Raw genomic sequence first — 22,865 nt, forward strand, 5'->3', positions numbered from 1 at the left:
AGCGTTAGGGAAACGCCCGGTTACATTCCGAACCCGGAAGCTAAGCCTTTCAGCGCCGATGGTACTGCAGGGGGGACCCTGTGGGAGAGTAGGACGCCGCCGAACAATCATTGTGGACTAGCCCCGCACCATTCATGGTGCGGGGCTTTTCTGCGTTCCGGGAGAGTAAGGGCTCTACTCGCACCTGGACTGGTCGCACCCGACTACGCCACGGTCCGCCGCAGCCCCCCGGGACTGAGGGGCCCGTCAGGAGGCGGGGACCGGCGCGATGGAGCGTCCCGCCCACGCGGGAGGCTCCTCGGTCAGCGCCGTCAGCCGCTCGCGGATCACGTCCGGGAACGGCGCCGCGCGGCCCGCCTTCTGGTCGACGTGGACGGCGAGCAGTTCGGTCGTCGCCACGGGAGCGGCGTCCGGGGCAGGAGCCGCGTCCGCCTCGCCGACGACGTACAGCTCGTGTGCGAAGCGCGCCTTCTTCGCGTCCGCGCCCAGGATCCGGGTACGGACGGCGAGGTGGGCGCCTTCCGCGACATCGCGCAAGTAGCGGATGTGCGCCTCGACCGTGTAGAGGGAACAGCCCGTGCTCTCCCGGTACGAGGAGTGCAGACCGGTCTCGATCATCATGGCATCCGTCGCGTACCCGAAGACCAGGACGTAGAAGGCCTCGCTCATGTGGCCGTTGTAGTCGATCCACTCGGGCCGTACGGTCCGGTGCATGAGGGGGAGGGTCTCGTTCACTTCACTTCTCCAGTCGTCCGGTCGCCCGGAGTACGTCGATGACACCCTGGTCCCGCTGTACGACCAGGTCCGCGATGGTCCGGCCGTCGGCCGCCTCGTCGCATCCGGCGACCACCGCGTCGTACAACTCCTTGTCCAGCTCCGGCGCTTCGAGCCGCGTCCACGGCGACTTCAGCGACGGGCCGAAGTGATCCAGCATGTGCGCCATGCCGCCGTCGCCGCCCGCGAGCGCGAAGGTGAGCATGGGGCCCATGAACGCCCAGCGCAGGCCGGGGCCTTCGGTGATCGAGTCGTCGATCTCGCGCACCGTGGCCTCGCCGTTGGCGACCATGTGCAGGGCCTCGCGCCACAGTGCCTCCTGGAGGCGGTTGGCTATGAAGCCGGGGACTTCGCGCTTCATGGTGATGACGGACTTGCCCGCCACTTCGTAGAAGCGCGAGGCCCATGCGACGGCATGCGGGGCGGTCCGCTCGCCGCCGACGACCTCGACGAGCGGGATGAGGTACGGCGGGTTGAAGGGGTGTCCGACGACCAGGCGCCCGGGGTCGGCGGCGTCCGTCTGCATGTCGGTCATCGGATAGCCGGAGGTGGACGAGGCGATGACGACTCCGGCGGGCGTGGCCGCGTCCAGCCGTGCCAGCAGGTCGCGCTTGAGCTCCAGCTTCTCGGGCGCGCTCTCCTGTACGAACTGAGCCTCGGCCACCGCCTCTTCCGGCGTCGCGGTGACCGTCAGCCGGTCGGCCGACGCACCGTCGGCCAGGCCCAGCTGCTCCAGCGCCGGCCAGGCGGCGTTCACCAGGCGGCGGAGCTTCGGTTCGGCGTCGGGGGCCGGGTCCCAGGCCGTGACGTCGTAGCCGCGGGCCAGGAAGTGGGCGACCCAGCCGCCGCCGATGACTCCGGCGCCGACGCAGGCGACGCGGCGTACGTCCTCGGGGGCGCAGGGGGCGGGGGGTGTGCGGGGTGTGCGGGGTGTGGTGGCTGTCATGTGCCGGGTTCCTCTCGTACTGCTTACGCGCGGGGCTTGAGGCCGAGCTTCTGGCGGGCATCGTCCGGGGTCGCGACGCGCGCTCCCAGTGACTCGGTGATCGTCACGGCACGCTCCACCAACTGGGCGTTGGTGGCCTTGTTGCCCTTGCCGAGGTAGAGGTTGTCCTCCAGGCCGACGCGTACGTGGCCGCCGAGCAGGATCGACTGGGCGACCCACGGCATCTGCATCCGGCCGAGCGAGAAACTCGCCCACTGGGCGTTCTCCGGCAACATGTTGACCATCGACTGGAGGACGCCGGGGTCTGCGGGGGCGCCCCACGGGATACCCATGCACAGCTGGAAGACGGTCGGGTCGTCCAGCAGCCCCTCGGTGAGCAGCTGCTTGGCGAACCACAGCTGCCCGGTGTCGAAGATCTCCAGCTCGGGGCGGACGCCGAGCTCCTGGATGCGCCTGGCGCCCGTACGCAGCATGTCGGGGGTGGAGACGTACAGGTTGCTGCCGTCGCCGAAGTTGAGCGAGCCGCAGTCGAGCGTGCAGATGTCGGGCAGCAGGTCCTCGACGTGCGGCAGCCGGTCGAGGCCGCTCACCAGGTCGGTGCCGGGGAGGTGCCGCAGCGGCTCGTCGGGGTCGATGACCAGGTCGCCGCCCATGCCGGCGGTGAGGTTGATGACGACGTCGGTGCCGGTCTCCTTGATCCGCTCGACGACCTCGCGGTAGAGCCGGGGGTCGCGGGACGGGGCGCCGGTCTCCGGGTCGCGGACGTGGATGTGCACCACGGCGGCGCCGGCCTCGGCGGCCTCGACGGCCGAGCGGGCTATCTGCTCGGGGGAGACCGGCACGTGCGGACTCTTGCGGACGGTGTCACCGGCGCCGGTGAGGGCGCAGGTGATGATGACTTCCTCGTTCATGGGCATGCGGGAGCCTCTCCTGGAGGAGTGGGTCAACTGGTGGGGCGATGTACGGAGTTCAGGTCTTGGCGGGCGGCGGTACGGACAAGGTGGCGTCCACGTACGCGAGCAACGCCGCCCGCATGTCGTCGGGACTCGTGCCGGTACCCGGCCGCGTGACCGGCGCCGCGGCGAGCACCTGGGTGGCCAGGCCGTCGATCAGCGCGGTCAGCCGCAGCGCGGCGGCGTCCGGATCCGTGTCGGGTCGGAAGACGCCCTGGTCGACGCCGCGCCGCAGGACATCGGCGACCGTCGCGCGCCACTGCCCGTAATACGCGACATGGAGCCGGCCCACGGCCGTGGAGCGGGCCGCCTCCGCCCAGAGGTCGAGCCAGACGCTCCACTGCCACCGCTGCTGCTCGGTGTACGGAGTCTGGAGTTCGATCAGCTGCCGGAGCTCGTCCGCGGCGTCACCGGTGTCGCCCGCCTCGGCGATCCTGGCCGCGCGGCGGGCGGTGTCCTCGTCCATGCACCAGCGCACGGCGGCTTCCAGCAGGTCGTCGCGGCCGGGGAAGTGGTAGTGGATGGCGGCGGTGCTGGTGGCGCAGGCCTCGGCGATGTCGGCGACCCGTACGGCATGGAAACCGCGCTCCGCGATCAGCCGCACGGTCTCGCGCACGATCTGCAGTGGCCTGCCGCCCTCGGGCGCCGCCGCGGTCGCGGGGCGGTCTCGGCGTACGGCGGAGGGCTTCACGGAGGCCTCGGTACGGGATCCGAGCAGCCAGCCCGCGTCCACCTCGGCGGTGTCGGCGATACGAGCCAATTCGGCCACGGTGAACCGCCGGACACCGCTGAGCGAACGCGACAGTTTTGACGGATCCATGACGATCCGTCGGGCGAACTCGCGCTGGCTCACGCCGGCGGAGCCGATCACCTGACGCACCCGCTCGGCGACCTCACCGCCGGAGTCGCCCACTCGGCTTCCGGGTTCTGGCTGCATGGTCGGCCACCGTACCCGTGCGTTGAGAGGAACGCAACGTACGACTCCAGCGAGCCCTGATGCCGCAAGAGTTTTGGGGCTTGTGATGAGCTGCTGACTGATGCGTCAGTCACCGGCATAAGCCGTGAGAACCCCCGGCACAGCGGTGAAAGTGGACTTCTGCAACTTTGGGCAACTAGCGGTCAACTTGGTGCAGGCAACGGCCAGTTGCATTGTTATTGATGGTCGGACATGGGCATATACGCCCCAGCGTACGCGGGGCACTCATGAGGAGCCGAACATGACCGTAATCTCGCCACGTCGACTGGGCCGGCAACTGCCGAGCGTGCCCTTCTACTGTCCGGTGCCGTCCATCGTCCACCCTTCGGCCGAAGCGCTCAATGACATGACGGTGCGCTGGATGCTCCAGCAAAGCCTCGACGCGGACGATCATCAGCGCAGCCGGCTGGCCCTCTGCGACTTCGGCGGTCTTACGGCGGCGACGATGTCTTACGGACAGCTCGAACGGCTCGCCCTGATGGCCAAGTTCCACGCCGTGCTCTTCTCTCTGGACGACGGCGTGTGCGACGAGGCCTATGCCACCGCCGACTCGCTCGCCCAGGAGGCGGGCCGGATCGTCCGGGCCATAGAGGCCCCGACCGCCCCCCAGCCGGACGACTCGCCGCACGCGGCGGCGCTGCGCTTACTGCGGATCGAGCTGGAGCGGTACGCGTCCCGGCAGCAGATCCGCCGCTGGACCGACGCGATGCGCGTCTACACCTCGGGGCTGGTGTGGGAGGCGTCCTGGCGCCGCAGCCCGCAACTGCCCTCGCTCGACGATTATGTGACGCTGTGGATGAGAGCCATAGGGATGGCCCCCTCCACCGCGATGATCGAGATCGTCGCCGGTTACTCCGTACCCGACAACGACCTGGAGGACCCGCGCGTACGGGCCCTCACCGAGATCACCTGGACCTTGGTCAGCTGGGACAACGACCTCTACTCCCGCAACAAGGAGCTGCTGCGGGCCGACGACGACCTCAACCTGATCGACGTCCTGTGCCAGGAACTCGGCTGCGAGCCGCACCACGCACTCCAGGAAGCTGTGGCGATGCGGGACCGCGTCATGGTGCTCTTCCTCCGGCTGCGCGACCAGGTGCTGCGGGACGCCGGCGGCGGACTCCGCCGGTACGTACAGGGGCTCGGCCAGTTCATCCGGGGGCACCTCGACTGGGCATCGGCCTGCCCTCGTTACCGTGTGCCCTCGGAGCCGGAGGGTAAACCGGACGAGGGATGGTGGAAGCAGCGTCCGGCCGATGACAGCTTCGAGCCGCTTCCCCTCCCGACGATTTCCTGGTGGTGGGACCAGCTGGCGGTCAGTAGCCGCGCCACCAGCGGGTGACCGCCTGCCACATCCGCTTCGGCGCCACCGGCCTGCGCTGAGCCGGAATCATGACCGGCGTCTGCACCGTCGCGGACGGCGGTGCGGGCACGGATCCCGGTGCGCGGCCCGCCGCCCGAGCGGGCTGCGGAGCACGTGCCCCGGTCGGCGAGTCCACCTGCCATCCCGGCTGCGGGACCGTGCGCGGCGCCGTCGGCTCGAGACCGGTGGCGTCATGCTCCGGCGGACGCGCGGCGAACTTCACCGGGAGCGCGACCAGATGCCGGGACATGAGCGCACTGCTGTACTCCAACTCGTCCTCCTCGACGGCGAGTTGAACGTCGGGAAGGCGCATCAGCAGCGCGTCGATGCCGGTGTCCGCGATGGCGCGCCCGATGTCCTGCCCCGGGCACTCGTGCGGCCCGCCGCTGAAGGCGAGGTGGGCGCGGTTGCCCTGCATCGAGGCGTCCGGGTCGGGCCGTACCACCGGGTCGACGTTGGCGGCGGCGATGCCGACGATCAGGGCGTCGCCCCTCTTGATCTGCTGGCCGCCGAACTCGGTGTCACCGACAGCCCAGCGGCCGAAGATCGTGGTGAACGGCGGCTCGTCCCACAGGGTCTGCTCGACCGCCTCGGGCAGCGTCATGTGGCCACCGCTGAGCTGGGCGCGGAAGCGCGGATCGGTGAGCACCATGCGCAGGACGTTGGAGATCAGATTCGCGGTCGTCTCGTACGCCGCGATCAGCACCAGCCGCAGATGCTGGCTGACCTCGTCGTCGGTGAGCCCGGCCGGGTGCTCGACGAGCCAGGTGGTGAAGTCCGCCTCGGGCGCGGCCCGGCGCCTGGCCACATGCCTGCTCAGTACGCCCATCACATAGGCGTTGCTCGCGTTCGCCGTCGCCGTGCCCTTGATCATGTCGCGGGCGGACTGCACCATCCGCTCGTTGTACTCCTCGGCCATGCCCAGGATCTGGCACATCACCATCATCGGCAGGTGCTCGGCGAACCGGCTCACCAGATCGGCCTTGCCGTCCTGGCAGAAGTCGTTGACGAGCCGGTTGCTGTACCGGTTGATGTGGCGGCGTACGCCCCGGTGGTCGATGCGCCCGATGCTGTCGGTGACCGCGCCGCGCAGCCGCTCGTGTTCCGCGCCGTCCGCGAAGACGCAGAGGGGCTGCCACGTGAAGATGGGGGCCAGCGGATGGTCGGGGGGAACGGTGCCGTCGGCGGTCAGGCGCCAGCGGCGCGAGTCGCGGGAGAACTGCGACGGGGTGCGGGTCATGTGCAGGTTCTCGGTGTGGCCGAGGACCAGCCAGGCCGGTACGTCGCCGCTCAGCAGCACCGGGGCCACCGGGCCGTGCTCGGCGCGAAGCTTCTCGTACACGGCCATCGGGTCGCTCTCGTGCTCCGGCCCGTACAGCCGGCGCAGCCCGCCCGGGCCCGTACCGGTGAGGGCGTGGGCCGGGCATCCCGGGGGCGGCGGAGCGCCGTCGTCCGCTCCGGGCAGCTGATGAAAGGGGGTTGTCACGGTCACTCCATTACAGGGACGCAGGGACCAGTTACTGGGACGGGGACAAGGAGTGCAGATAGCGCATCAGCGTCAGCAGAACATCGCGGCAGGGCCCGCGCCCCCGCGCGTCGCAGTCCACTATCGGCACTTCGGGCGGCAGGTCGAGAGCGGTGCGCAGGGCGTCGACGGGGTGCCGGGGCGCGTCGGGGAACGTGTTGATGGCGACCACGAACGGCACACCGCGCTCCTCCAGGCGGCCGATCACGTCGAAGCTGACCTCGAGGCGGCGGGTGTCGATCAGCACCACCGCGCCCAGGGCGCCCTCGAAGAGACCGTTCCACAGGAACCAGAAGCGTTCCTGGCCCGGTGTGCCGAAGAGGTAGAGGATCAGTTCCTCGCTGATGCTGATCCGGCCGAAGTCCATCGCGACGGTGGTGGCGGTCTTGCCCTCCAGGTTGTCGTCGACTCCGACCCCTGCCTGGGTCATCGTCTCCTCGGTGGTCAGCGGACGGATCTCGCTCACCGAGCCGACCATCGTGGTCTTGCCGACCCCGAACCCGCCCACGATCACGATCTTCACCGCCGATGTGGCCGTGGCGGGGAGGAGGTCCTCGCTGCGCGGGCCGGTGACCGTGTCAGAGCTTCTGAAGTCCATGCATCACCGCTTCCAGGAGGGACCGGTCCGGCAGCGTGGTGCGGACGAGGGGCGCCCGCGATTCGACCAGTTCGGTGGCGAGGAGATCGGTGACCAACGCGGTCACCACGCTGCAGGGAAGACTGAGATACGCCGAGATCTCGGCCACCGACAACGGCGCCCGGCACAGCCGCAGAATGGCGGCCTGCTCGGGCTGGACCGTCGGTGTCGGTTCCGTACGGGAAATGACCATGGTGACCAGATCGAGTGAGGCCCGCGCAGCTCCGTCCGGGCCTCCGGTGAGTACGTACAACCGTTCCGCGTCTCCCGTCCCGCGCTGTCGTCGTTCTCGTTGGGGCGGACTCATACGGCGCGCCCTTCATGGCGCGGAGGACTCGTCAGGTGGGCGCCGATCCGGACGACCATGTCCCGCATGCGGGATCCCACCAGTCCGGCGTCCACCGTCTCGTCGGTGAGCACCGCCAGATACGCCCCGGTCCCGGCCGCCATCATGTAGAAGAAGCCGCCGTCGACTTCGATCACGACGAGCTTCATCGTGCCGTCGCTGTACACGATTTCGGCGGCGACGGCCGCGGCGAGGCTCTGGAGTCCCGCGCAGGCCGCGGCGATGCGGTCGGCGGCGTCCGGGTCGCCGCCGTGCCGGGCGATGCGCAGGCCGTCCGCGGACAGGACCACGATCTGCTGGACCCCCGGCACCCCGTCCTGCAGCTCCTTGAGCATCCAGTCGAAATTCGCCCGTTGCTGGATCACTTGAGATCTCCCTTGTCCAACGCTTCGTCAGGTTCGTCATCGGCCGACGGGTCGGGAGTCGTCCCCTTGTACCCGTTGGTGAATGCTTCGAGCCAGATTCCCGGCTCCTTGGCCTTGCCGTTGGCGTGGCCGTTGCTCGGCGGGGTGGGCTGTTCGTCGGCCGGCACGACATGGGAGAAGAGCGGCGCCCGGCCCCGACTGCGGCGCTGCGGAAGCCCGTTCGCCGTCCATTCGGTCACCTCCGGGACGTCGTCCTCCATGGAGAACGACGCGGGCGCCGTCCGCTGCGGCCCTTGGGTCTTCCTGGGCTTCTTCCGCCGGGGAACCCGCTCCTCTTCCGCGCTCGACAGACCGGACGGACCCTGCTTGGGGACCGAGGTGATGCCGATGCCGTGGGCGAGACCGGGGGCGCGGCCGGTGGTGATCACGCCACGCGGGACGATGAGCACCGCGCGGACACCGCCGTACGCGGACTGCCGCAGCGAGACCTTGAGGTCGTACATCTTCGAGAGACGGCCGACCACGGCCATGCCGAGCCGGGGTGTCTCACCGAGGTCGTTGAGGTCCATGCCCGCCTGGGCCCGGGCCAGCATGTTCTCGGCCCGACTGCGGGCCTCCTCGCTGAGGCTGACGCCGCCGTCCTCGATCTCGATGGCGATGCCGCTCTGCACCTCCACCGCGGTGACGTGCACCTTGGTCTGCGGGGGCGAGTAGCGCGTGGCGTTGTCGAGGAGCTCCGCGCAGGCGTGGATGAGCGGTTCGACCGCCGTACCGATGATGGCGACCTGGGCGATCGAGTGCAGCTCGACCCGCGGGTACTCCAGGATCCGGGACATCGCGCCGCGCAGCACGCTGTACAGCGGTACGGGCTCCGGCCATTGACGTCCGGGACGGCCGCCGCCGAGTACGGCGATGGAGTCGGCGAGCCGGCCGATCAGCGAGGTGCCGTGGTCGATGCGCAGCAGGTCGTCGAAGACGTCGGGGTTGCGCCCGTGGTCCTCTTCCATGTTCCGCAGTTCGGTGGACTGCTGGTGAACGATGGCCTGCACGCGGCGTGCGATGTTGACGAAGGCGCGCTGCGCGGAGTCGCGCATCGCTTCCTCGTTGTCGATGATGTCCAGGACCGTGCGGACCAGGGCGCGTTGCGGATCGGGCAGACCGCGGTACGTCGGATCCGCGTCCACCACGTCGCGCATCACTTCGTTGGGCGAATGGCCCGCCCGGAGGCGGCGGATGGCGGCCGGCAGCAGCTCGTTGCTGGTCCGCAGGGTCTGCCGGTCGTGTCCGGCGACGCGCTGTTCGAGGAAGGCCAGGCGTTGCCCGTACTCCGCGCGCAGCGCCCGCATGGCCCGGCCGCGACGGACGACTTCGGCGGCGACCGCGGTCACCACCACCGTCGCCACGAGGCCGAACCAGACGACTGGTATCCGGGCGGCGGCCGGTACGACGACGAAGGCGGCGGCAGTGGCCGCGGCCATCAGGAGCACGGGTGCCAAGAGCGCGCGGAAGAAGGGGGATTCTCGGTCAGTCGGAGGTGATTCAACGCGAACCATGTAAACCCTCTGGCGGTCGATTCGGGGATGTATTCGAACTATCGGGCACCTGTGAACAAGTGCCTGATTTCATATCAACTCGGCGCGCTTCGAGCGAGCTTAGCCAGATGAGATCAGTGCGGCGGCATATTCGCGTAACCCTCTGCACGGGCCTTCCCGGCGGGTTTAGACTCGCCAATTTTGCACAGTCGGCTCATGGCTGTGCGCAAGGAGTAACCGAATGGGTGACGAATGGGTCCTGTGTACGCGAGAAGGCCGCTCCCGCGGTGGCGGGAGCGGCCTTCGGTGTGCGTACGAGTGAGTGAGCTGTGCGGGTTCGTCAGGCGATGGACGCCGAAATGACCGCCGCCACCGCGATGTTGCATGACGCGGTCACCCAAACCGCCGGATGCGGCTCCTCCTGGACCAGCGTTTCGCCCAGCTTCCCCGGCGTCACCAGGTCGACGACCAAGAACGCCACCGCCATCATCACGAGGCCCAGCACCCCGAACGCAGCCGTCGAAGCCAGGCCCTTGCCGAAGTCGGTGTACGTCGTCCAGATCGAGGTGAACACGATCCCGCCGATGCCCAGCAGCGCCGAGCTCAGCAGAAGCGCCGCATTGCGGTTGCGCTCCTGCCAGATCTGCCGGCCGAGCTTGCCCGGCGTCAGCGCGTCCACCAGGAATATGCCGAGCGTCAGCAGCACTACACCCAGGGCCCCGTAGGCGGCGGAGCGGCCAAGTCCGTTGACGATGTCTTCCATTGAGGTCTCAGTCTCCGCTGGTGAAGTCGATCGTGGTCAAGGAGAGGCAAAACCTATCGCACGGGTCTGCTGGGGCACTCGGACGGGTTGTGGGGCGACGCAGCGGCACCCCGTGCGACCGATTACGATCCGAACTCATGAGCGCCTCTGACCAGGAACAGACAGTGACCGACAGTCCCTCGCAGCAGCAGCAGCAGCCCGCCCGGATCGGCGGACTCACGCCACGTCAGGCAAGGCGGGTGCGGATCGCCGCGGCGTCGGTCCTGATGGTGGCCGTGGCAGCGGTGCTCGCGGTGCGGCTGGCGAGCCGGTCGTCGGTTCTGGTCGTCGGGGTGTACGGGCTGGCGCTGATCCTCTGCGGGGGCGTGATCGAGCTCAGCCGGCGCGGGCGCACGCGCCTGGGCACCTGGCTGCTGGTGGCGGGCCTCGCGGCGGCCGTGGCGGCGGACGCGTTCCTGATCCCCTGAGGGAAAACGCGACGCGGCGCCCCGCGCGACCTCATGGTCGCCCGGGGCGCCGAATGCGGCGCATCCCGCAGGACCGACCTCTTAGTCGAGGTAGTCGCGCAGCACCTGCGAGCGCGACGGGTGGCGCAGCTTCGACATCGTCTTCGACTCGATCTGACGGATGCGCTCACGCGTCACGCCGTAGACCTTGCCGATCTCGTCCAGCGTCTTCGGCTGACCGTCGGCCAGACCGAAGCGCATCGAGACCACACCGGCCTCGCGCTCGGACAGGGTGTCGAGCACCGAGTGCAGCTGCTCCTGGAGGAACGTGAAGGAGACCGCGTCGGCCGGGACGACCGCCTCGGAGTCCTCGATGAGGTCACCGAACTCGCTGTCGCCCTCCTCACCCAGCGGGGTGTGCAGCGAGATGGGCTCGCGGCCGTACTTCTGGACCTCGATGACCTTCTCGGGCGTCATGTCGAGTTCCTTGGCCAGCTCCTCCGGGGTGGGCTCACGGCCCAGGTCCTGGAGCATCTGGCGCTGGACGCGGGCCAGCTTGTTGATGACCTCGACCATGTGCACCGGGATACGGATGGTGCGGGCCTGGTCGGCCATCGCGCGGGTGATCGCCTGCCGGATCCACCAGGTGGCGTACGTCGAGAACTTGAAGCCCTTGGTGTAGTCGAACTTCTCGACCGCGCGGATCAGACCGACATTGCCCTCCTGGATCAGGTCCAGGAAGAGCATGCCGCGGCCGGTGTAGCGCTTGGCCAGCGAGACCACCAGGCGGAGGTTGGCCTCCAGGAGGTGGTTCTTGGCGCGGCGGCCGTCCTCGACGAGGATCTCCAGCTCACGGCGGAAGACCGGGTCCTGCTCGTCCTCGTCCTCCAGCTTGTGCTCGGAGAAGAGACCCGCCTCGATGCGCTTGGCGAGCTCCACCTCCTGCTCGGCGTTGAGCAGCGGCACCTTGCCGATCAGCTTCAGGTAGTCCTTGACCGGGTCGGCGGTGGCGCCGGCGACCATGACCTGCTGCGCGGGCGCGTCGTCCTCGTCCTCGTCGGACAGGACGTAACCGTCACCCTGCTGCGGCTGCTTCGTCGGCTTCTCGTCCGCGTCGTCGGCGGAGCCCGACTCGTCGGCCCAGGCGTCGCCCTGCGGCTCCTCGGGAGAGGCCGCGGCCTTCTTGGCAGCCGTCTTCTTCGCGGTCGTCTTCTTCGCCGCGCGCTTGGCCGGGGCCGGGGCGTCGGTCTCAGCGTCGGAGCCCATTACCGATATTGACGCGGAAGCCGCCTGCGACGTCGCCGAAGCGGTCTTCTTGACGGTCTTCTTGACGGCGGCCTTCTTGGTCGCCGGACGCTTCTCCTCGTCCCTCGCGACGGTCTTGCGCGCGCGCTTGACGGGCGCCTTGGCCGGAGCCTTCGGCGCCGTGACCATGAGCGTCACGCCTTCTTCGTCGAGGACCTGGTTGAGGCTGCGCAGCACCCGCTTGAGCTGGTCCGCGGGAATGCTGTCCGCCTCGAAGGCGTGGCGTACGTCGTCGCCGTTGATGTGACCCTGCTCCTTGCCGCGCTCAATGAGCGCGACCAGGGAAGGGGATTCCGCAATCTCCTGTGGGAACGGGCGGGACGGACTGACCGACACGAGGAGCCTCTCGTAGCAAAAAATGATGACTGGGCGAGGTCGCATGACGTACGGGGCAGCGCGACGACACCTGTGGGTTCATCGCACGCTCGCGCCATTTCGTTACGCCTTGAATAGAGTGACCTGAGCCACTTTTCCGAAACGGCCCGGTCGGGGCCCCTCGGGTAGCGTGACGGCATGATCACCGGCACTGGCCATGTACTGATACTCGGCGGTACGACGGAAGCCAGACAGCTAGCGCGGACACTGGCTCCGGTCCCCCTCCTGCGCGTGACGACCTCGCTCGCAGGACGGGTTACACAACCAAGGATGCCTGATGGTGAGATTCGCGTCGGAGGCTTCGGCGGTCCGGGGCCGATGGCGGCCTGGCTGAGCCGGCACGAGGTCGCCGCTGTGATCGACGCCACGCACCCTTTCGCCGCCGTGATCAGCGCGAACGCGGCCACAGCGGCGGCCGCGGCGGGCATCCCGCTGGTCGCCCTGCGCCGCCCCGGCTGGCAGCCGGGCCCCGGCGACCGCTGGCACCAGGCCGACGGCCTGGACCACGCGGCGGCTCTGCTTCCGGGGCTCGGGCGCCGGGTCTTCCTCACCACCGGCAGGCTCGGCCTCGCCGCCTTCGCGGGTCTGGACGGGCTGCACTTCCTCGTACGTTCCGTAGAGGCCCCGGAGCCGCCGCTGCCGCTCCACACGGAGCTCCTGCTGGACCGGGGCCCGTACACCGTCGAGGGCGAGAGGGAGCTGCTGCGTACGTACGCCGCCGACGTCCTCGTCACGAAGGACAGCGGCGGCCCGGCCACCGCCGCGAAGCTCACCGCGGCCCGCGAACTCGGCCTGCCGGTCGTCGTGGTACGCCGCCCACCCGCGCCGCCCGGGGTGCGTACGGCCTGGGACGTGGCCGGGGCGGTCGCGGAGCTGGAGCGACTGGGGTGCCTCAGTCCTGGGGCGATTCCTGGCGCGGGTCCCGGCGCGATTCCCGGCGCAGCAGATACGTGTCCATGATCCAGCCCTTGCGGGCGCGGGCCTCGGCGCGCAGCCGCAGGATCCGGTCCGAGACCTCGGAGAGCCTGCCGGAGACGAGGATTTCGTCCGCCGTGCCGATGTAGGCGCCCCAGTAGATGTACGGGTCCTCCTCGGCGTACCGCTGGAAGACCTGGTGCGCGTCGAGCATCACGACCACGTCGTCCGTGCCCTCGGGCCAGCCCTCCGCGAGCCGCCGGCCCGTCGTGATCTGGACGGGCTTCGCGACCCGGTTGAGCCCGGTGCGGTGGCGGGCGACCAGTGCGGACACGCTGCTGACACCGGGCACGACCTCGTAATCGAAGGCCACCGTCCCGCGCTCCAGGATTTCCTCCAGGATGCCGAGCGTGCTGTCGTACAGCGCCGGATCGCCCCACACCAGGAACGCGCCGGTCCGGTCCTCGCCCAGCTCGTCGGTGATCATCCGCTCGAAGATGTCGGCCCGGCGGCTGCGCCAGTCGCCGACGGCGGGGGAGTAGTCGGCGCCACCGGCCCTGCGGTCACGCTCCGGGTCGCGCCCCTCGACCAGCCGGTACTCCCGCTCGCCTCCGATGTGCCGGTCGAGGATCTCGTGCCGCAGCCGGATCAGGTCCGACTTCTCCTCGCCCTTGTCGAGGAGGAAGAAGACGTCCACCCTGTTGAGCGCTTTGACGGCCTGGATCGTCAGATGGTCCGGGTCGCCCGCGCCGATGCCTATGACATAGATCTTTCTCACGGGCGTGAGTCTGCCGCATCGGATCCGTCCGACAGCCGCCCGCGCAGGCGCGGGGCGTTCCCGGCGGCCGATACGGGCTCCGCCTCCCGCTCGACACGCTCGGCCAGCTCCCGCGCCCACGCGGTGAGTCCGGTGATGTCGAGACCGTACGGGCGCACATCGCCGTACGCGGCGATTCCGGCGGCCCCGCGCCGCAACAGCGTCGTACCGCCGCTCCTGTTGCCCCGGGCCGCGTGCGTGAGACCGACGGCGAGCTGGGCGAGGCCGCGCCAGAGGGCGCGTTCCGCTTCGGGGCCCGACTTCCAGGCGTCCTCGAAGACCTCGTGCGCGTGGAACGGCATACCGGCGTCGAGCAGCCGCTGCGCCTCGCGCACCGTCTCGTCCCCGGTGCGCTCCACGCCCTCGGGCTGCCGGGCCACACCCTCGGCTCCGTACGGCAGCGGCCGGCCGAGCCCGTCGCGCGGCCGCGCGTTGCGCGCCCGCCCCTCGGGGTCGCGGTCCCTCCTGTCCTGCTCCATTTCGTCCACCCGCCCATTGTGGCCCGTTCCGGTACGCGCCCACCCGCCCCGCCCGGAGCAGGCGTTGGACACCGGCGGCAGTCGGGACCACTCACAGAGTGAGGTATGGTTCTGTTGCGCGCCCAGCCAGGGGAAACCCCAGGTCAGGCGGGCACCGGGACGTGGCGCAGCTTGGTAGCGCACTTGACTGGGGGTCAAGGGGTCGCAGGTTCAAATCCTGTCGTCCCGACCAGCGTTTACGCGGGTCGAAGGCCGTGTCGGAGCATTCCGATACGGCCTTTTCGGTTTTTCCGGTGCCAAGTGGCAGACATCCGGACGGATCAGAACCCGAAGGCTTCCTCGTCCAGTACGAGCGGCTGCTCGGCCCAGATGGTTTTCCCGGTCGACGTGTAGCGCGTGCCCCACTGCTGAGTCATCTGCGCGACGAGGAACAGACCCCGGCCTCCTTCGTCGTCGCTGCCGGCGTGGCGCAGATGCGGTGAGGTGTGACCCGTGTCGGAGACCTCGCAGATCAGGGACTGGTCGCGGATGAGCCGTAGCTGGATGGGGCCGGCGGCGGCGTGGCGCATGGCGTTGGTGACGAGTTCGCTCACCACCAGTTCGGTGGTGAACGAGAGCTCCTCCAGTCCCCACTCGCCGATCTTCTTGGTAGCGACGGCGCGGGCGAAGCCGACAGTCTCCGGATCGGGGGTCAGGTCCCATACAGCCACCTGGTGGCGGTCCAGCATGTGCGTACGGAGAAGAAGCAGCGCTACGTCGTCGTCCACGGAACCCGGCAGCAGCGTCGTGATCGTCCGGTCGCACAGCTCGTCCAGCGGCTGCCGGTGCTCGGTGAGGACGGAGCACAGCGCGTCGAGCTGGTCGTCGAGGTCCCGCTCGCGGCTCTGGACCAGGCCGTCGGTGAACAGGGCGAGGATGCTGCCTTCCGGCAGTTTCAGCTCCGTCGTCTCGAAGGGCAGGCCCCCGAGACCGAGCGGCGGACCCGCGGGCAGGTCGGGGAAGGTGACGGAGCCGGTCGCCGGGTCGACGACGGCGGGGGGCGGGTGGCCGGCCCTGGCCATGCGGCACAGGCCCGACACCGGGTCGTACACGGCGTACAGGCAAGTCACGCCCAGCGCTTCGTCGTAGGGCATCTCCTGGCCGTCGACGCGGATGGCCCCCTCGTTGGCCGCCTGCGTGACCAGGTCGTCCAGGCGGGCGAGGAGTTCGTCGGGCGCGAGGTCCAGCCGGGCGAACGCCCGTACGCTCGTGCGCAGGCGCCCCATGGTGGCCGCGGCGCGCAGACCGTGACCGACCACGTCTCCCACCACCAGGCCCACCCGCGTGCCCGACAGGGCGATGACGTCGAACCAGTCGCCGCCGACACCGGCCTTGTTGTCCGCGGGCAGATAGCGGTGGGCCAGCTCGACGGCGGTCAGCTGCGGGAGACTCTGGGGCAGCAGGCTGTGCTGAAGCATGAGGGCCGCGGTGCGCTCGCGGGTGTAGCGGCGGGCGTTGTCGATGCTCACGGCGGTACGTGCGACGAGCTCGTCCGCCACGGCCAGCTCGCCCGCGTCGAACGGGTCGCGGCGGCCGTCCCACTCGAACGTGACCACGCCCAGCGTGGCACCTTCGGCGCGCAGCGGCACCACCAGCCGCGCGCGCGGCATCGGCTGCCCGTCGGCGGCCTCCGTGTGGCCCAGGCGTTCCTGCACCGAGCGGCCGGAGGACAGGCTGCGTGCCTGGGGCGAGTCCGGGGCGTAGTCGATCCGCTGCCGTCCGGCGGGTGGTTGCCGAGTGCTCGCGTCGTATCCGGGTCCCCACACGCGGATCATGTCGCCCGCGGGCTCGGTTCCCCTGGCGGGCTCTCCGCCTTCCAGTACGGCCTCCAACAGGTCGACCGTGACCTCGTCGGCGAACTGCGGGACGGTGACCGCCGAGAGCTCCCGCGCCGTGCGGGCCATGTTCAGGGTCGTGCCCACCTGCCCGCCGGCCCGCACCAGGAGATCCAGCCGCTGCTGCGCGAGGTAGCGGTCGGTGACGTCCATCGTCTCCTCGCACACCCCCAGCGAGGCTCCGGAGGCGTCCCGCAGCCAGTAGTAGGAACACGACCAGACGTGGTCGCGCTCCGGGTCCACGGGCGGGCGGCCGCGGTAATGAAGCTCGATGACAGGCTCGCCCGTGGCCATGACCTGCCGCATCGTCTCCTCAAGAGTCGGCGGATACCGGTCGGACAGGATCTCGCCGTGGGCCACCATCTCGTCCGGGCCCAGCCCGGCGTACTCCAAGGTCCCCATCTCCCGGTAGAGCGCGACATTCGCCCACACCACGCGCAGATCCGTGTCGTAGATCACCAGGCCCACGGGTGACTGGGTGGCCAGACCCCGCAGCATCGCCTGCAGCGCCTCCCACTGTTCCGTCTCCTCGGCGTCGGCCACCGCGAGGAGCCGGGCGGGACCGGTGCCGGAGGGGGACAGCGTGAGCATGGCCGTGGCCACGCGGACGATGCGGCCGTCGCGGTGACGCATACGCAGCACCGGGCGGCGGGCGTGGGGCGCGCCCGGCGGCTCCGTACCCAGCTGGTCGGCGGCCGTGCGACTCGCGTCCGTACCGTCGACCAAGAACGTACTCATGGGACGCCCGATCACCTCCTGCGCCGGGTATCCCAGCAGCCGCTGCGCCGCCGGACTCCAGCCGACGACCACGTCGTCGGCGTCCAGCACGGCCGTGGCCGCTCTGGAGACGTCAAGGGGGCCGCGGAAGTCGGCGTCCCCAGCTGTGTTTACCGCGCTCATGGCACCTGCCTTGTCGGTTCCGCCCAGCGGGCGGCGAGCAGAAGCGCAATGTCGTCGGGCCGGTCGGCGGCCTGTCTGGCCTCCCGGATCAGGCGGTCCGCCGTCTCGGCGAGAGAGGAAGAACCGGTGTCGGCGAATGTGGCGCGCAGCCGCTCGATGCCCCGGTCGATGTCGATGCCCGGCTGCTCGACCAGGCCGTCGGTGAACAGCGCCAGGACAGCGCCCGGCGAAAGCCACAGCTCGGTGACGGGGTACGACGCCTCGTCGTCGACGCCGAGTACGACACCGCCGTCCAGGTTCAGAACCTCCGTTCTGCCGTCGGGGTGGCGCAGCAGCGGCTGCGGGTGCCCGGCCCGTACCGCCTGCGCGGAGCCGGACGCCGGATCGAGAACGATGTAGCAGCAGCTGGCGAACTGGCCCGGATCGATGTCGATGAGCAGGCGGTTGGTGTCGCGCATGACCTCCTGCGGGTCCTGTCCGGCGAGGGCGAAGGCGCGTACGGCGCTGCGCAGCTGGCCCATCGTGGCGGCCGCCGCGACGCCGTGTCCCTGTACGTCGCCCACCACCAGGGCCATTCCCCGCCCTGTGTCGACGACGTCGTACCAGTCGCCGCCGACATCCATGCCCTGGGTGCCGGGCAGGTACCTGGCCACGGTGTCGACGTTCTCGACCACGGGCAGCCGGTGCGGCAGCAGCGCGTTCTGCAGGCCGCGGGCGAGGGCGGCTTCGGTGTCGTAACGCTGCGCTCTCTGGAGGGCCTGCGCGATGAGTCCGGCGAGCGCGGTAAGGACGGTGCGCTCTTCGGGGCTGAAGCCGCGCGGCTGGTCGAAGCCGAGGATGCAGGAGCCGACCGGGCGTCCCGAGGCGATCAGGGGCAGGAAGGCCCTGGCGCCGACATGCGCGTCCATCGGGATGCCGGGGTAGGCGGCGGCCAGATGCTCCATGGACTCGAAGAACAAGGGGCGTCCAGTGGTGAGCGTCTCGACGCCGGGCAGTCTGGCGTCGAGCGCCACGCCGTCGAAGCGGTCGAGGAAGCCCTGCGGGAAACCGGTCTCCCAGGCCAGGTAGAGATGCCTCTCGTTCAGCAGGTAGATCGCCAGCTGGCGGCCGCCGAAGGCGGGCAGCAGTTCGTCCGTGACCACGGCGGACACCTGGCGCGCCGTGACGGCCTCCGTCAGCGCGATGGCCAGGGCGACCGGACGGTACAGCGCCGACGCGCGGTCGGCCGGGGAGCCCAGTCCCGCGCCCGGCTTGGTGACGGACGCCGGTGCGTACGCCGGATCGTCCGCACGGGCGAGCGCGGCCGTCAGGCCGTCGTGGCCGGGATAGAGGGAGACCGACAGCCATTCCTCCGGGCCTTGCGGGCGGCGGGCCGTGAAATGGACGGCGTCGTGGGAGAGCAGTGCGGCCCGGAAATGCTCCTCGTACGCCGGGTGCCAGAACCACGGCAGGGCTTCCCACAGGACCTTGCCGACCAGGTGGGAACGTGCCTGCCCGAGCAGCGTCTCCGCGCTGTGGTTCATATAGGTGATCCGCCCGAGCCGGTCGAGCGAAAGAATGGCGCTCGGCAGCCGGTCGGTCGCCTCCGCGACGATCGGCCCGGTGCCGAAGTCCACCACGAAACCGGTCAGGTGACCCCCCGGGCCGTCATCGGGCGGGCGCGCGCGGGCCGAGATTTCGAGCAGGTGCGTGCGTCCGTCCGGGCCTCGCAGCCGCATCCTGCGCGCCGCGGGACCGCCCGACTTCACCGCCTGGCGGGCCACGGTCCACAGTCCGTACGCGTCCTCCGGCGCCAGCCGCGCCGCCAGTGCGTCGATGGTGCCGGGAAAGGCCGCGGGGGAGGTGCCGAGGATGGCGCACATTTCGTCGTCGGCGTTCACGGCGCCGTCGGCGAGGTCCCAGTCGAAGCGGCCGATGCGTACGGGCGGCGTGGTGACCGAGGGCAGCTGGACGCACACCGGCTCGCCGTCCCACTCGACGACGGCGCCGCTCGCGCTCATCTCGGCGAGGGCGGCGGCGAGCCGGTCCGCGGCGTGGTGCAGCCGACGCCGGTCGGTGTGATCGACGGGGACCCCCGGCGTGGCCGCGCGCAGGACCACCAGCACACCGAACTTCTCGCCGCCCTCGGCCACGGGCACGTACAGCGAACCGAACGGGAACGGCAGACCGGCCATGAGCTGCGGAAACCGGCGCATGCCCTCCTCGGCGTCGGCGAGGTGGACGGCCTGGCCCGAGCGGTGGGCCTCCGCGACCGGGAACGGGCGGTTCACGTGCATGCGCCACCAGGGGCGGAACAGTGGTCCCGGCAGCCCGGCGAGTACGGCCATCCGCAGCAGCCCCGGCGTCCGGGAGCGCAGGTAGACGCCACCGGCGTACCCGCCGGCAGACTCGATCGCGTTTACCGCGGCTTGGGCGAGCACCAGGGCCAGTTCGTCCGGAACCCGGCCGTTGCTGTTCGGTTTTCCCGTCTTTCCCGCCGTTCCTTCACTTTTTCGCGGCGGTGCGGGCCCGGCCGCGCCGTACCAGGTCACATAGCCAAGGATGCTCCCCGGTCGCGGTGCCGCGCATCTTCGCGGACCGCGAGCGGCCCGATCAGCCGGCCGCGGAGGTCTCCGCGCCCGCCTGCGCCGGCCGGTGGCCGGGCCAGGCGGTCAGGGCGGTCGCCAGCTGGGCGCGCGAGCGGACGTCCAGTTTCTGGTAGATGCGGGTCAGCCGGGCCTCGACCGTCTTCACGCTCAGGTACAGCTTCGCCGCCGCCTCCTGGTTGCTGGCGCCCTGGCCGACCAACAGGGCGAGGCGCAGTTCCGCGTCCGTGAGAGACGCCAGGGTGTCACCGCCGGCCGGGGCGGGTTCGGCCGTACGGGACGAGGTCTCCGTGGTCAGACCGAGCCAGGGGACGGCGCCCGCCCGTTCGAAGACCGCTGCAGCGGCGTGCAGGGCGCTCTGGGCGGCGGAGCGCCTGCGGCGGCGGCGCTCCACGCGGGCGAGCGCGATCAGCGCCCGGCCGCGCTCCAGTGGCAGTCCTGCCACGGCGAAACTGTCCGCCGTGCGGGCCAGCAGATCCGCGGCCTCGGCCTGCTTCCCGCTCGCCGCCAGGTACAGCGCGTACGCCCGGTCGCAGCCGAGGAGCACCGTCGTACGGCCGAGGCGTTCGGCGACCGGCCGCACATCGTCGAGCAGGGCCGCCGCCTCCTGCGGCGCGTCGTTCGCCAGCAGCGCCTCGGCCAGCTCTTCGTGCCAGCGCAGCATGGACGGGTCGACCGTCGACTGGGCGCGTTCGTCGGCCTGAACCCGGCGCAGGCTCTCCAGGGCGGACGCCACGTCGCCGTTGATCAGCTGGACGCGCCCCAGCGCGTACAGGCTGCGGGAGAGGAAGACGTGGTCGCCCTCCTCCTCGGAGGCCCGGACACTGCGCCGGGCGTAGCTCGCGGCGCGCCCGAAGCTGCCGCCCGCGGTCTCCGCGAGGGCCAGGGCGTACCAGGCGGGCCCGGGTGAGAGACCCGCCTCCAGCGTCAGGGCGAGCGAACGGCCGGCGTGCGCGAGCGCGGCGGCGCACTGCCCCTGCCGGGCCTCGATCTCCGCGAGCGTACTGAGCAGCTCGATGGAGTCCTCCACCGGGCCGCGGCGCTCGACCAGTGGCAGCAGGGCGCCCAGCTGATCGCGGGCGTCGGTGAGCCGGCCGTCGAACATCGCGTGGCGGATCGTGAGTATCTGGGCGGCGTTACGGATGCCGAGCGGGCGCTCGAACACCTCCAGGGCGCGCGCCTCGGCCAGTACCCGCTCCGCCTCCGGCGAGCCAAGGACCCGGTCCATGCGTGCCTGTACGGTCAGCGCCCTGGCCGCGGTCCTGCGGTCGCCGACCGAGCCGGCGAGCGCGGCGGACTCGACGGCGGCGGCCCGCGAGCGTACGGGATCGCCGTCGGCCAGGACGTACTTCACCGCGAGCCGGAGCTGGACGGCCGCGCGCAGCGCCGTGTCGCCCTCGGAGTCCTCCATGGCGTGGACGTAGAGCTCGTCGAGGTTGCACAGCCCCTGGCCCGCGGTGTCCAGCACCGCGAGCCGCGCGCGGACGCGGTCGGCGGGGGCGGCGTCCCGGGCCAGCAGGTCGGTGGCCGCGCGCATCGCCAGGTCGGCGCGGGCGGCGCGGGCCGCCTCCTCGGCGGCGTCGACGAGCCGGGCGATGCGTTTGGGGCCTTGCTGGACAGGGGTGGACTCGGCGGCGAGGAGGGCGAGTTCGGCGGCCAGGGCGCTGTTGCCGCGGCGCCGCGCGATCTCGGCGGACGCGGCGACCTCGGCGGCCAGCTTCCCGTCGGGGATGTCGGTGGCCAGGGCGCGGTGGCGTACCGCCTCGACGGGATCGTCCACGACCCTTGCGAGCGCGGCGTGACCGGCGCTGCGCTCGGTCCAGCAGGCGTCGTGCACGAGCGTCGACGGCAGCAGGCCGGCCGTGAAGCCGACCGTCCCGTCCTCGTCGAGGGAGACCAGGTTCGCCCGCTCGGCGGCGGCGAGATCGGCCTCGGCGGTGGGGCGGCCGGCGCGGCGTATCAGCGAGGCCGTCGGGCGCAGCGCGAGCGCCGCCAGCAGGAGCGTGGAGCGTACGTCGGGCGAGGCGGCGCCCAGGAGCTGGCGGGCGAGGTCGCGGGCCCGCCCGGACAGCGACAGCGCCTCGGCGTGGTGCACCGGGGTCCGAGCGTCGGCGAGGGAACGGCCGACGGCGAGCGCGAGACGCGGATTGCCGCCGCTGGCCTTGTGGATGCGGCCAGCCATCCGGGACGGCAGCCGGTGATGGATGAGGAGTTCGGCGATCTCGTCGGCCTGGAGCGGCGGTACGAACAGGACGTCGGCCTCGGAGGGCACCCACAGCGGCTCCGGGCCCGCCGGGTCCGGTCGCGGCGCGGCACTCGGTGTACCTCTCGGCGTACCACCGTGAGCAGGTGCGTCGGAGCCGTACGCCGCCGGGGTCTCGACGGCGACCACCCGCAGCGCGGACGGCGCCAGGTGCAGGGCGAAACGCAGCAGGTCGGCGCTGGTGTCGTCGATGCGCTGAACGCCGTCGACGGCCAGCAGGACGGGGCCCCGCGCGGCGAGAACACGCAGGATCTGGGCGAGGCCGAGCCGCAGCGCGATGGGGTCCCAGCCGCCGTCGGGGATGAGCGCCTCGCGGCACAGCATGGCGACGGCGGTGCGCTGCGGGCCGGGCAGCCCGTCGAGGATGTCGTACGTTCCCGGGCTGCCGGGGCCGCCCGTTCCATCCGGTCCGCCGTGGGGCGTCCCGGGTGCGGGCCAGGACATGGACGCCGCCACGGAGGCGACGAGGGCGGCGGCGGCCGCGCCGGGTATGTCGCGGTCGGCGGGGAGTGTGGCGAGCCAGATGACGGTTTCGCCGCGTGACTCGGCGCGGGCGGCGGCGGCCAGGGCGAGTTCGGTCTTGCCGACACCGGCGGGGCCGGTGAGCAGGGCGCGGCCGCGGGTGTGCAGGACCCGTTCGAGCCGCGCGAGGAGCTCCGTGCGCCCGACCGGCGCGGCGCGGTACACGGCCGACGTCACGAACCCACCACCACCTTCGGTGCGCGC

General features: G+C 70.9%; 19 protein-coding genes, 1 tRNA gene and 1 rRNA gene. 5 read left to right on the forward strand and 16 right to left on the reverse strand.

The genetic code is table 11. The features are described 5' to 3' along the window. Window positions 1-105, forward strand: a 5S ribosomal RNA gene (gene rrf, locus ABZX79_RS05545); the annotation flags it as partial. A 141-nt stretch (window positions 106-246) separates the two neighbouring features. Here rrf and ABZX79_RS05550 read toward each other — a convergent pair. From ABZX79_RS05550 to ABZX79_RS05565, 4 genes are read right to left on the reverse strand one after another with little or no spacing between them, the layout of a single operon-like run. After that, entirely contained in the window at window positions 247-714 is a 468-nt protein-coding gene (locus tag ABZX79_RS05550; protein WP_355252906.1) for a thioesterase family protein, read from the reverse strand. Window positions 715-736: 22 nt separating this feature from the next. Beyond that, a complete protein-coding gene (locus ABZX79_RS05555) occupies window positions 737-1,720 on the reverse strand; it encodes a 3-hydroxyacyl-CoA dehydrogenase NAD-binding domain-containing protein (protein WP_355252047.1) in 984 nt (327 codons plus the stop codon). Window positions 1,721-1,743: 23 nt separating this feature from the next. After that, window positions 1,744-2,637, reverse strand: a complete 894-nt coding sequence (locus ABZX79_RS05560) for a 3-keto-5-aminohexanoate cleavage protein (RefSeq protein ID WP_355252050.1) — start codon at window positions 2,635-2,637, stop codon at window positions 1,744-1,746. Window positions 2,638-2,689: 52 nt separating this feature from the next. Next, window positions 2,690-3,610: a TetR/AcrR family transcriptional regulator gene (locus tag ABZX79_RS05565; RefSeq protein WP_355252053.1), complete on the reverse strand. Its 921-nt coding sequence runs from the start codon at window positions 3,608-3,610 to the stop codon at window positions 2,690-2,692. Between the two features lie 280 nt (window positions 3,611-3,890). Here ABZX79_RS05565 and ABZX79_RS05570 point away from each other — a divergent pair, with 280 nt between their 5' ends. Beyond that, window positions 3,891-4,991 (forward strand): terpene synthase family protein, encoded by a 1,101-nt coding sequence (locus ABZX79_RS05570; protein WP_355252056.1) that lies wholly within the window; start codon window positions 3,891-3,893, stop codon window positions 4,989-4,991. Here the strand turns inward: ABZX79_RS05570 and ABZX79_RS05575 are convergent. The 6 genes from ABZX79_RS05575 to ABZX79_RS05600 form a co-directional block, all read right to left on the reverse strand. After that, complete coding sequence (locus tag ABZX79_RS05575) at window positions 4,966-6,498, reverse strand: cytochrome P450 (RefSeq protein WP_355252059.1); 1,533 nt, start codon at window positions 6,496-6,498, stop codon at window positions 4,966-4,968. The genes ABZX79_RS05570 and ABZX79_RS05575 overlap by 26 nt on opposite strands. 31 nt (window positions 6,499-6,529) lie before the next feature. Further along, window positions 6,530-7,135 carry an ATP/GTP-binding protein gene (locus tag ABZX79_RS05580; protein ID WP_355252061.1) on the reverse strand — a complete coding sequence of 202 codons (606 nt, stop codon included), beginning with the start codon at window positions 7,133-7,135 and terminating at the stop codon, window positions 6,530-6,532. Then, window positions 7,116-7,481 carry a DUF742 domain-containing protein gene (locus ABZX79_RS05585; protein WP_355252063.1) on the reverse strand — a complete coding sequence of 122 codons (366 nt, stop codon included), beginning with the start codon at window positions 7,479-7,481 and terminating at the stop codon, window positions 7,116-7,118. The genes ABZX79_RS05580 and ABZX79_RS05585 overlap by 20 nt, the downstream gene beginning before the upstream one ends. Beyond that, window positions 7,478-7,885, reverse strand: a complete 408-nt coding sequence (locus ABZX79_RS05590) for a roadblock/LC7 domain-containing protein (RefSeq protein WP_355252066.1) — start codon at window positions 7,883-7,885, stop codon at window positions 7,478-7,480. The genes ABZX79_RS05585 and ABZX79_RS05590 overlap by 4 nt, the downstream gene beginning before the upstream one ends. After that, complete coding sequence (locus ABZX79_RS05595; protein ID WP_355252069.1) at window positions 7,882-9,438, reverse strand: ATP-binding protein; 1,557 nt, start codon at window positions 9,436-9,438, stop codon at window positions 7,882-7,884. The genes ABZX79_RS05590 and ABZX79_RS05595 overlap by 4 nt, the downstream gene beginning before the upstream one ends. 319 nt (window positions 9,439-9,757) lie before the next feature. Continuing rightward, entirely contained in the window at window positions 9,758-10,180 is a 423-nt protein-coding gene (locus ABZX79_RS05600) for a DUF350 domain-containing protein (RefSeq protein ID WP_355252072.1), read from the reverse strand. A 137-nt stretch (window positions 10,181-10,317) separates the two neighbouring features. Between ABZX79_RS05600 and ABZX79_RS05605 the strand changes: the two genes are divergently transcribed. After that, a complete protein-coding gene (locus ABZX79_RS05605) occupies window positions 10,318-10,647 on the forward strand; it encodes a hypothetical protein (RefSeq protein ID WP_355252075.1) in 330 nt (109 codons plus the stop codon). 81 nt (window positions 10,648-10,728) lie between these two features. Here the strand turns inward: ABZX79_RS05605 and ABZX79_RS05610 are convergent, their stop codons facing one another. Then, window positions 10,729-12,267, reverse strand: coding sequence for an RNA polymerase sigma factor (locus ABZX79_RS05610; protein WP_355252078.1), 1,539 nt, complete (start codon window positions 12,265-12,267; stop codon window positions 10,729-10,731). Between the two features lie 177 nt (window positions 12,268-12,444). On the opposite strand from ABZX79_RS05610, the gene ABZX79_RS05615 reads away from it, so the two are divergent. Beyond that, window positions 12,445-13,266, forward strand: a complete 822-nt coding sequence (locus ABZX79_RS05615; RefSeq protein ID WP_355252081.1) for a cobalt-precorrin-6A reductase — start codon at window positions 12,445-12,447, stop codon at window positions 13,264-13,266. On the opposite strand, the gene cobF is transcribed toward ABZX79_RS05615, so the two are convergent. After that, window positions 13,199-13,999 carry a precorrin-6A synthase (deacetylating) gene (cobF, locus tag ABZX79_RS05620; protein WP_355252084.1) on the reverse strand — a complete coding sequence of 267 codons (801 nt, stop codon included), beginning with the start codon at window positions 13,997-13,999 and terminating at the stop codon, window positions 13,199-13,201. The two genes, ABZX79_RS05615 and cobF, sit on opposite strands and share 68 nt — an antisense overlap. Further along, a complete protein-coding gene (locus tag ABZX79_RS05625) occupies window positions 13,996-14,517 on the reverse strand; it encodes a DUF309 domain-containing protein (RefSeq protein ID WP_355252908.1) in 522 nt (173 codons plus the stop codon). The genes cobF and ABZX79_RS05625 overlap by 4 nt, the downstream gene beginning before the upstream one ends. Before the next feature lie 155 nt (window positions 14,518-14,672). Here ABZX79_RS05625 and ABZX79_RS05630 point away from each other — a divergent pair. Next, window positions 14,673-14,749 (forward strand) — tRNA-Pro (locus tag ABZX79_RS05630). 88 nt (window positions 14,750-14,837) lie between these two features. On the opposite strand, the gene ABZX79_RS05635 is transcribed toward ABZX79_RS05630, so the two are convergent. From ABZX79_RS05635 to ABZX79_RS05645, 3 genes are all read right to left on the reverse strand, one after another. After that, a complete protein-coding gene (locus tag ABZX79_RS05635) occupies window positions 14,838-17,291 on the reverse strand; it encodes a SpoIIE family protein phosphatase (RefSeq protein WP_355252087.1) in 2,454 nt (817 codons plus the stop codon). Further along, complete coding sequence (locus ABZX79_RS05640) at window positions 17,288-19,711, reverse strand: SpoIIE family protein phosphatase (RefSeq protein WP_355252911.1); 2,424 nt, start codon at window positions 19,709-19,711, stop codon at window positions 17,288-17,290. Before ABZX79_RS05640 ends, ABZX79_RS05635 begins: the two co-directional genes overlap by 4 nt. A gap of 172 nt (window positions 19,712-19,883) precedes the next feature. Further along, a complete protein-coding gene (locus tag ABZX79_RS05645; RefSeq protein WP_355252090.1) occupies window positions 19,884-22,838 on the reverse strand; it encodes an AAA family ATPase in 2,955 nt (984 codons plus the stop codon). Window positions 22,839-22,865 lie beyond the last annotated feature (27 nt).

The organism is Streptomyces sp. NPDC002994, assembly GCF_040611155.1.
GTDB lineage: Bacteria > Actinomycetota > Actinomycetes > Streptomycetales > Streptomycetaceae > Streptomyces.

Excerpts from the sequence above, each read along its gene's own strand:
- ABZX79_RS05550 (WP_355252906.1), bottom strand. The coding sequence starts at position 714 with ATGCACCGGACCGTACGGCCCGAGTGGATCGACTACAACGGCCACATG.
- ABZX79_RS05555 (WP_355252047.1), bottom strand. The coding sequence starts at position 1,720 with ATGACAGCCACCACACCCCGCACACCCCGCACACCCCCCGCCCCCTGC.
- ABZX79_RS05560 (WP_355252050.1), bottom strand. The coding sequence starts at position 2,637 with ATGCCCATGAACGAGGAAGTCATCATCACCTGCGCCCTCACCGGCGCC.
- ABZX79_RS05565 (WP_355252053.1), bottom strand. The coding sequence starts at position 3,610 with ATGCAGCCAGAACCCGGAAGCCGAGTGGGCGACTCCGGCGGTGAGGTC.
- ABZX79_RS05570 (WP_355252056.1), top strand. The coding sequence starts at position 3,891 with ATGACCGTAATCTCGCCACGTCGACTGGGCCGGCAACTGCCGAGCGTG.
- ABZX79_RS05580 (WP_355252061.1), bottom strand. The coding sequence starts at position 7,135 with ATGGACTTCAGAAGCTCTGACACGGTCACCGGCCCGCGCAGCGAGGAC.
- ABZX79_RS05585 (WP_355252063.1), bottom strand. The coding sequence starts at position 7,481 with ATGAGTCCGCCCCAACGAGAACGACGACAGCGCGGGACGGGAGACGCG.
- ABZX79_RS05595 (WP_355252069.1), bottom strand. The coding sequence starts at position 9,438 with ATGGTTCGCGTTGAATCACCTCCGACTGACCGAGAATCCCCCTTCTTC.
- ABZX79_RS05600 (WP_355252072.1), bottom strand. The coding sequence starts at position 10,180 with ATGGAAGACATCGTCAACGGACTTGGCCGCTCCGCCGCCTACGGGGCC.
- ABZX79_RS05605 (WP_355252075.1), top strand. The coding sequence starts at position 10,318 with ATGAGCGCCTCTGACCAGGAACAGACAGTGACCGACAGTCCCTCGCAG.
- ABZX79_RS05615 (WP_355252081.1), top strand. The coding sequence starts at position 12,445 with ATGATCACCGGCACTGGCCATGTACTGATACTCGGCGGTACGACGGAA.
- ABZX79_RS05625 (WP_355252908.1), bottom strand. The coding sequence starts at position 14,517 with ATGGAGCAGGACAGGAGGGACCGCGACCCCGAGGGGCGGGCGCGCAAC.
- ABZX79_RS05635 (WP_355252087.1), bottom strand. The coding sequence starts at position 17,291 with ATGAGCGCGGTAAACACAGCTGGGGACGCCGACTTCCGCGGCCCCCTT.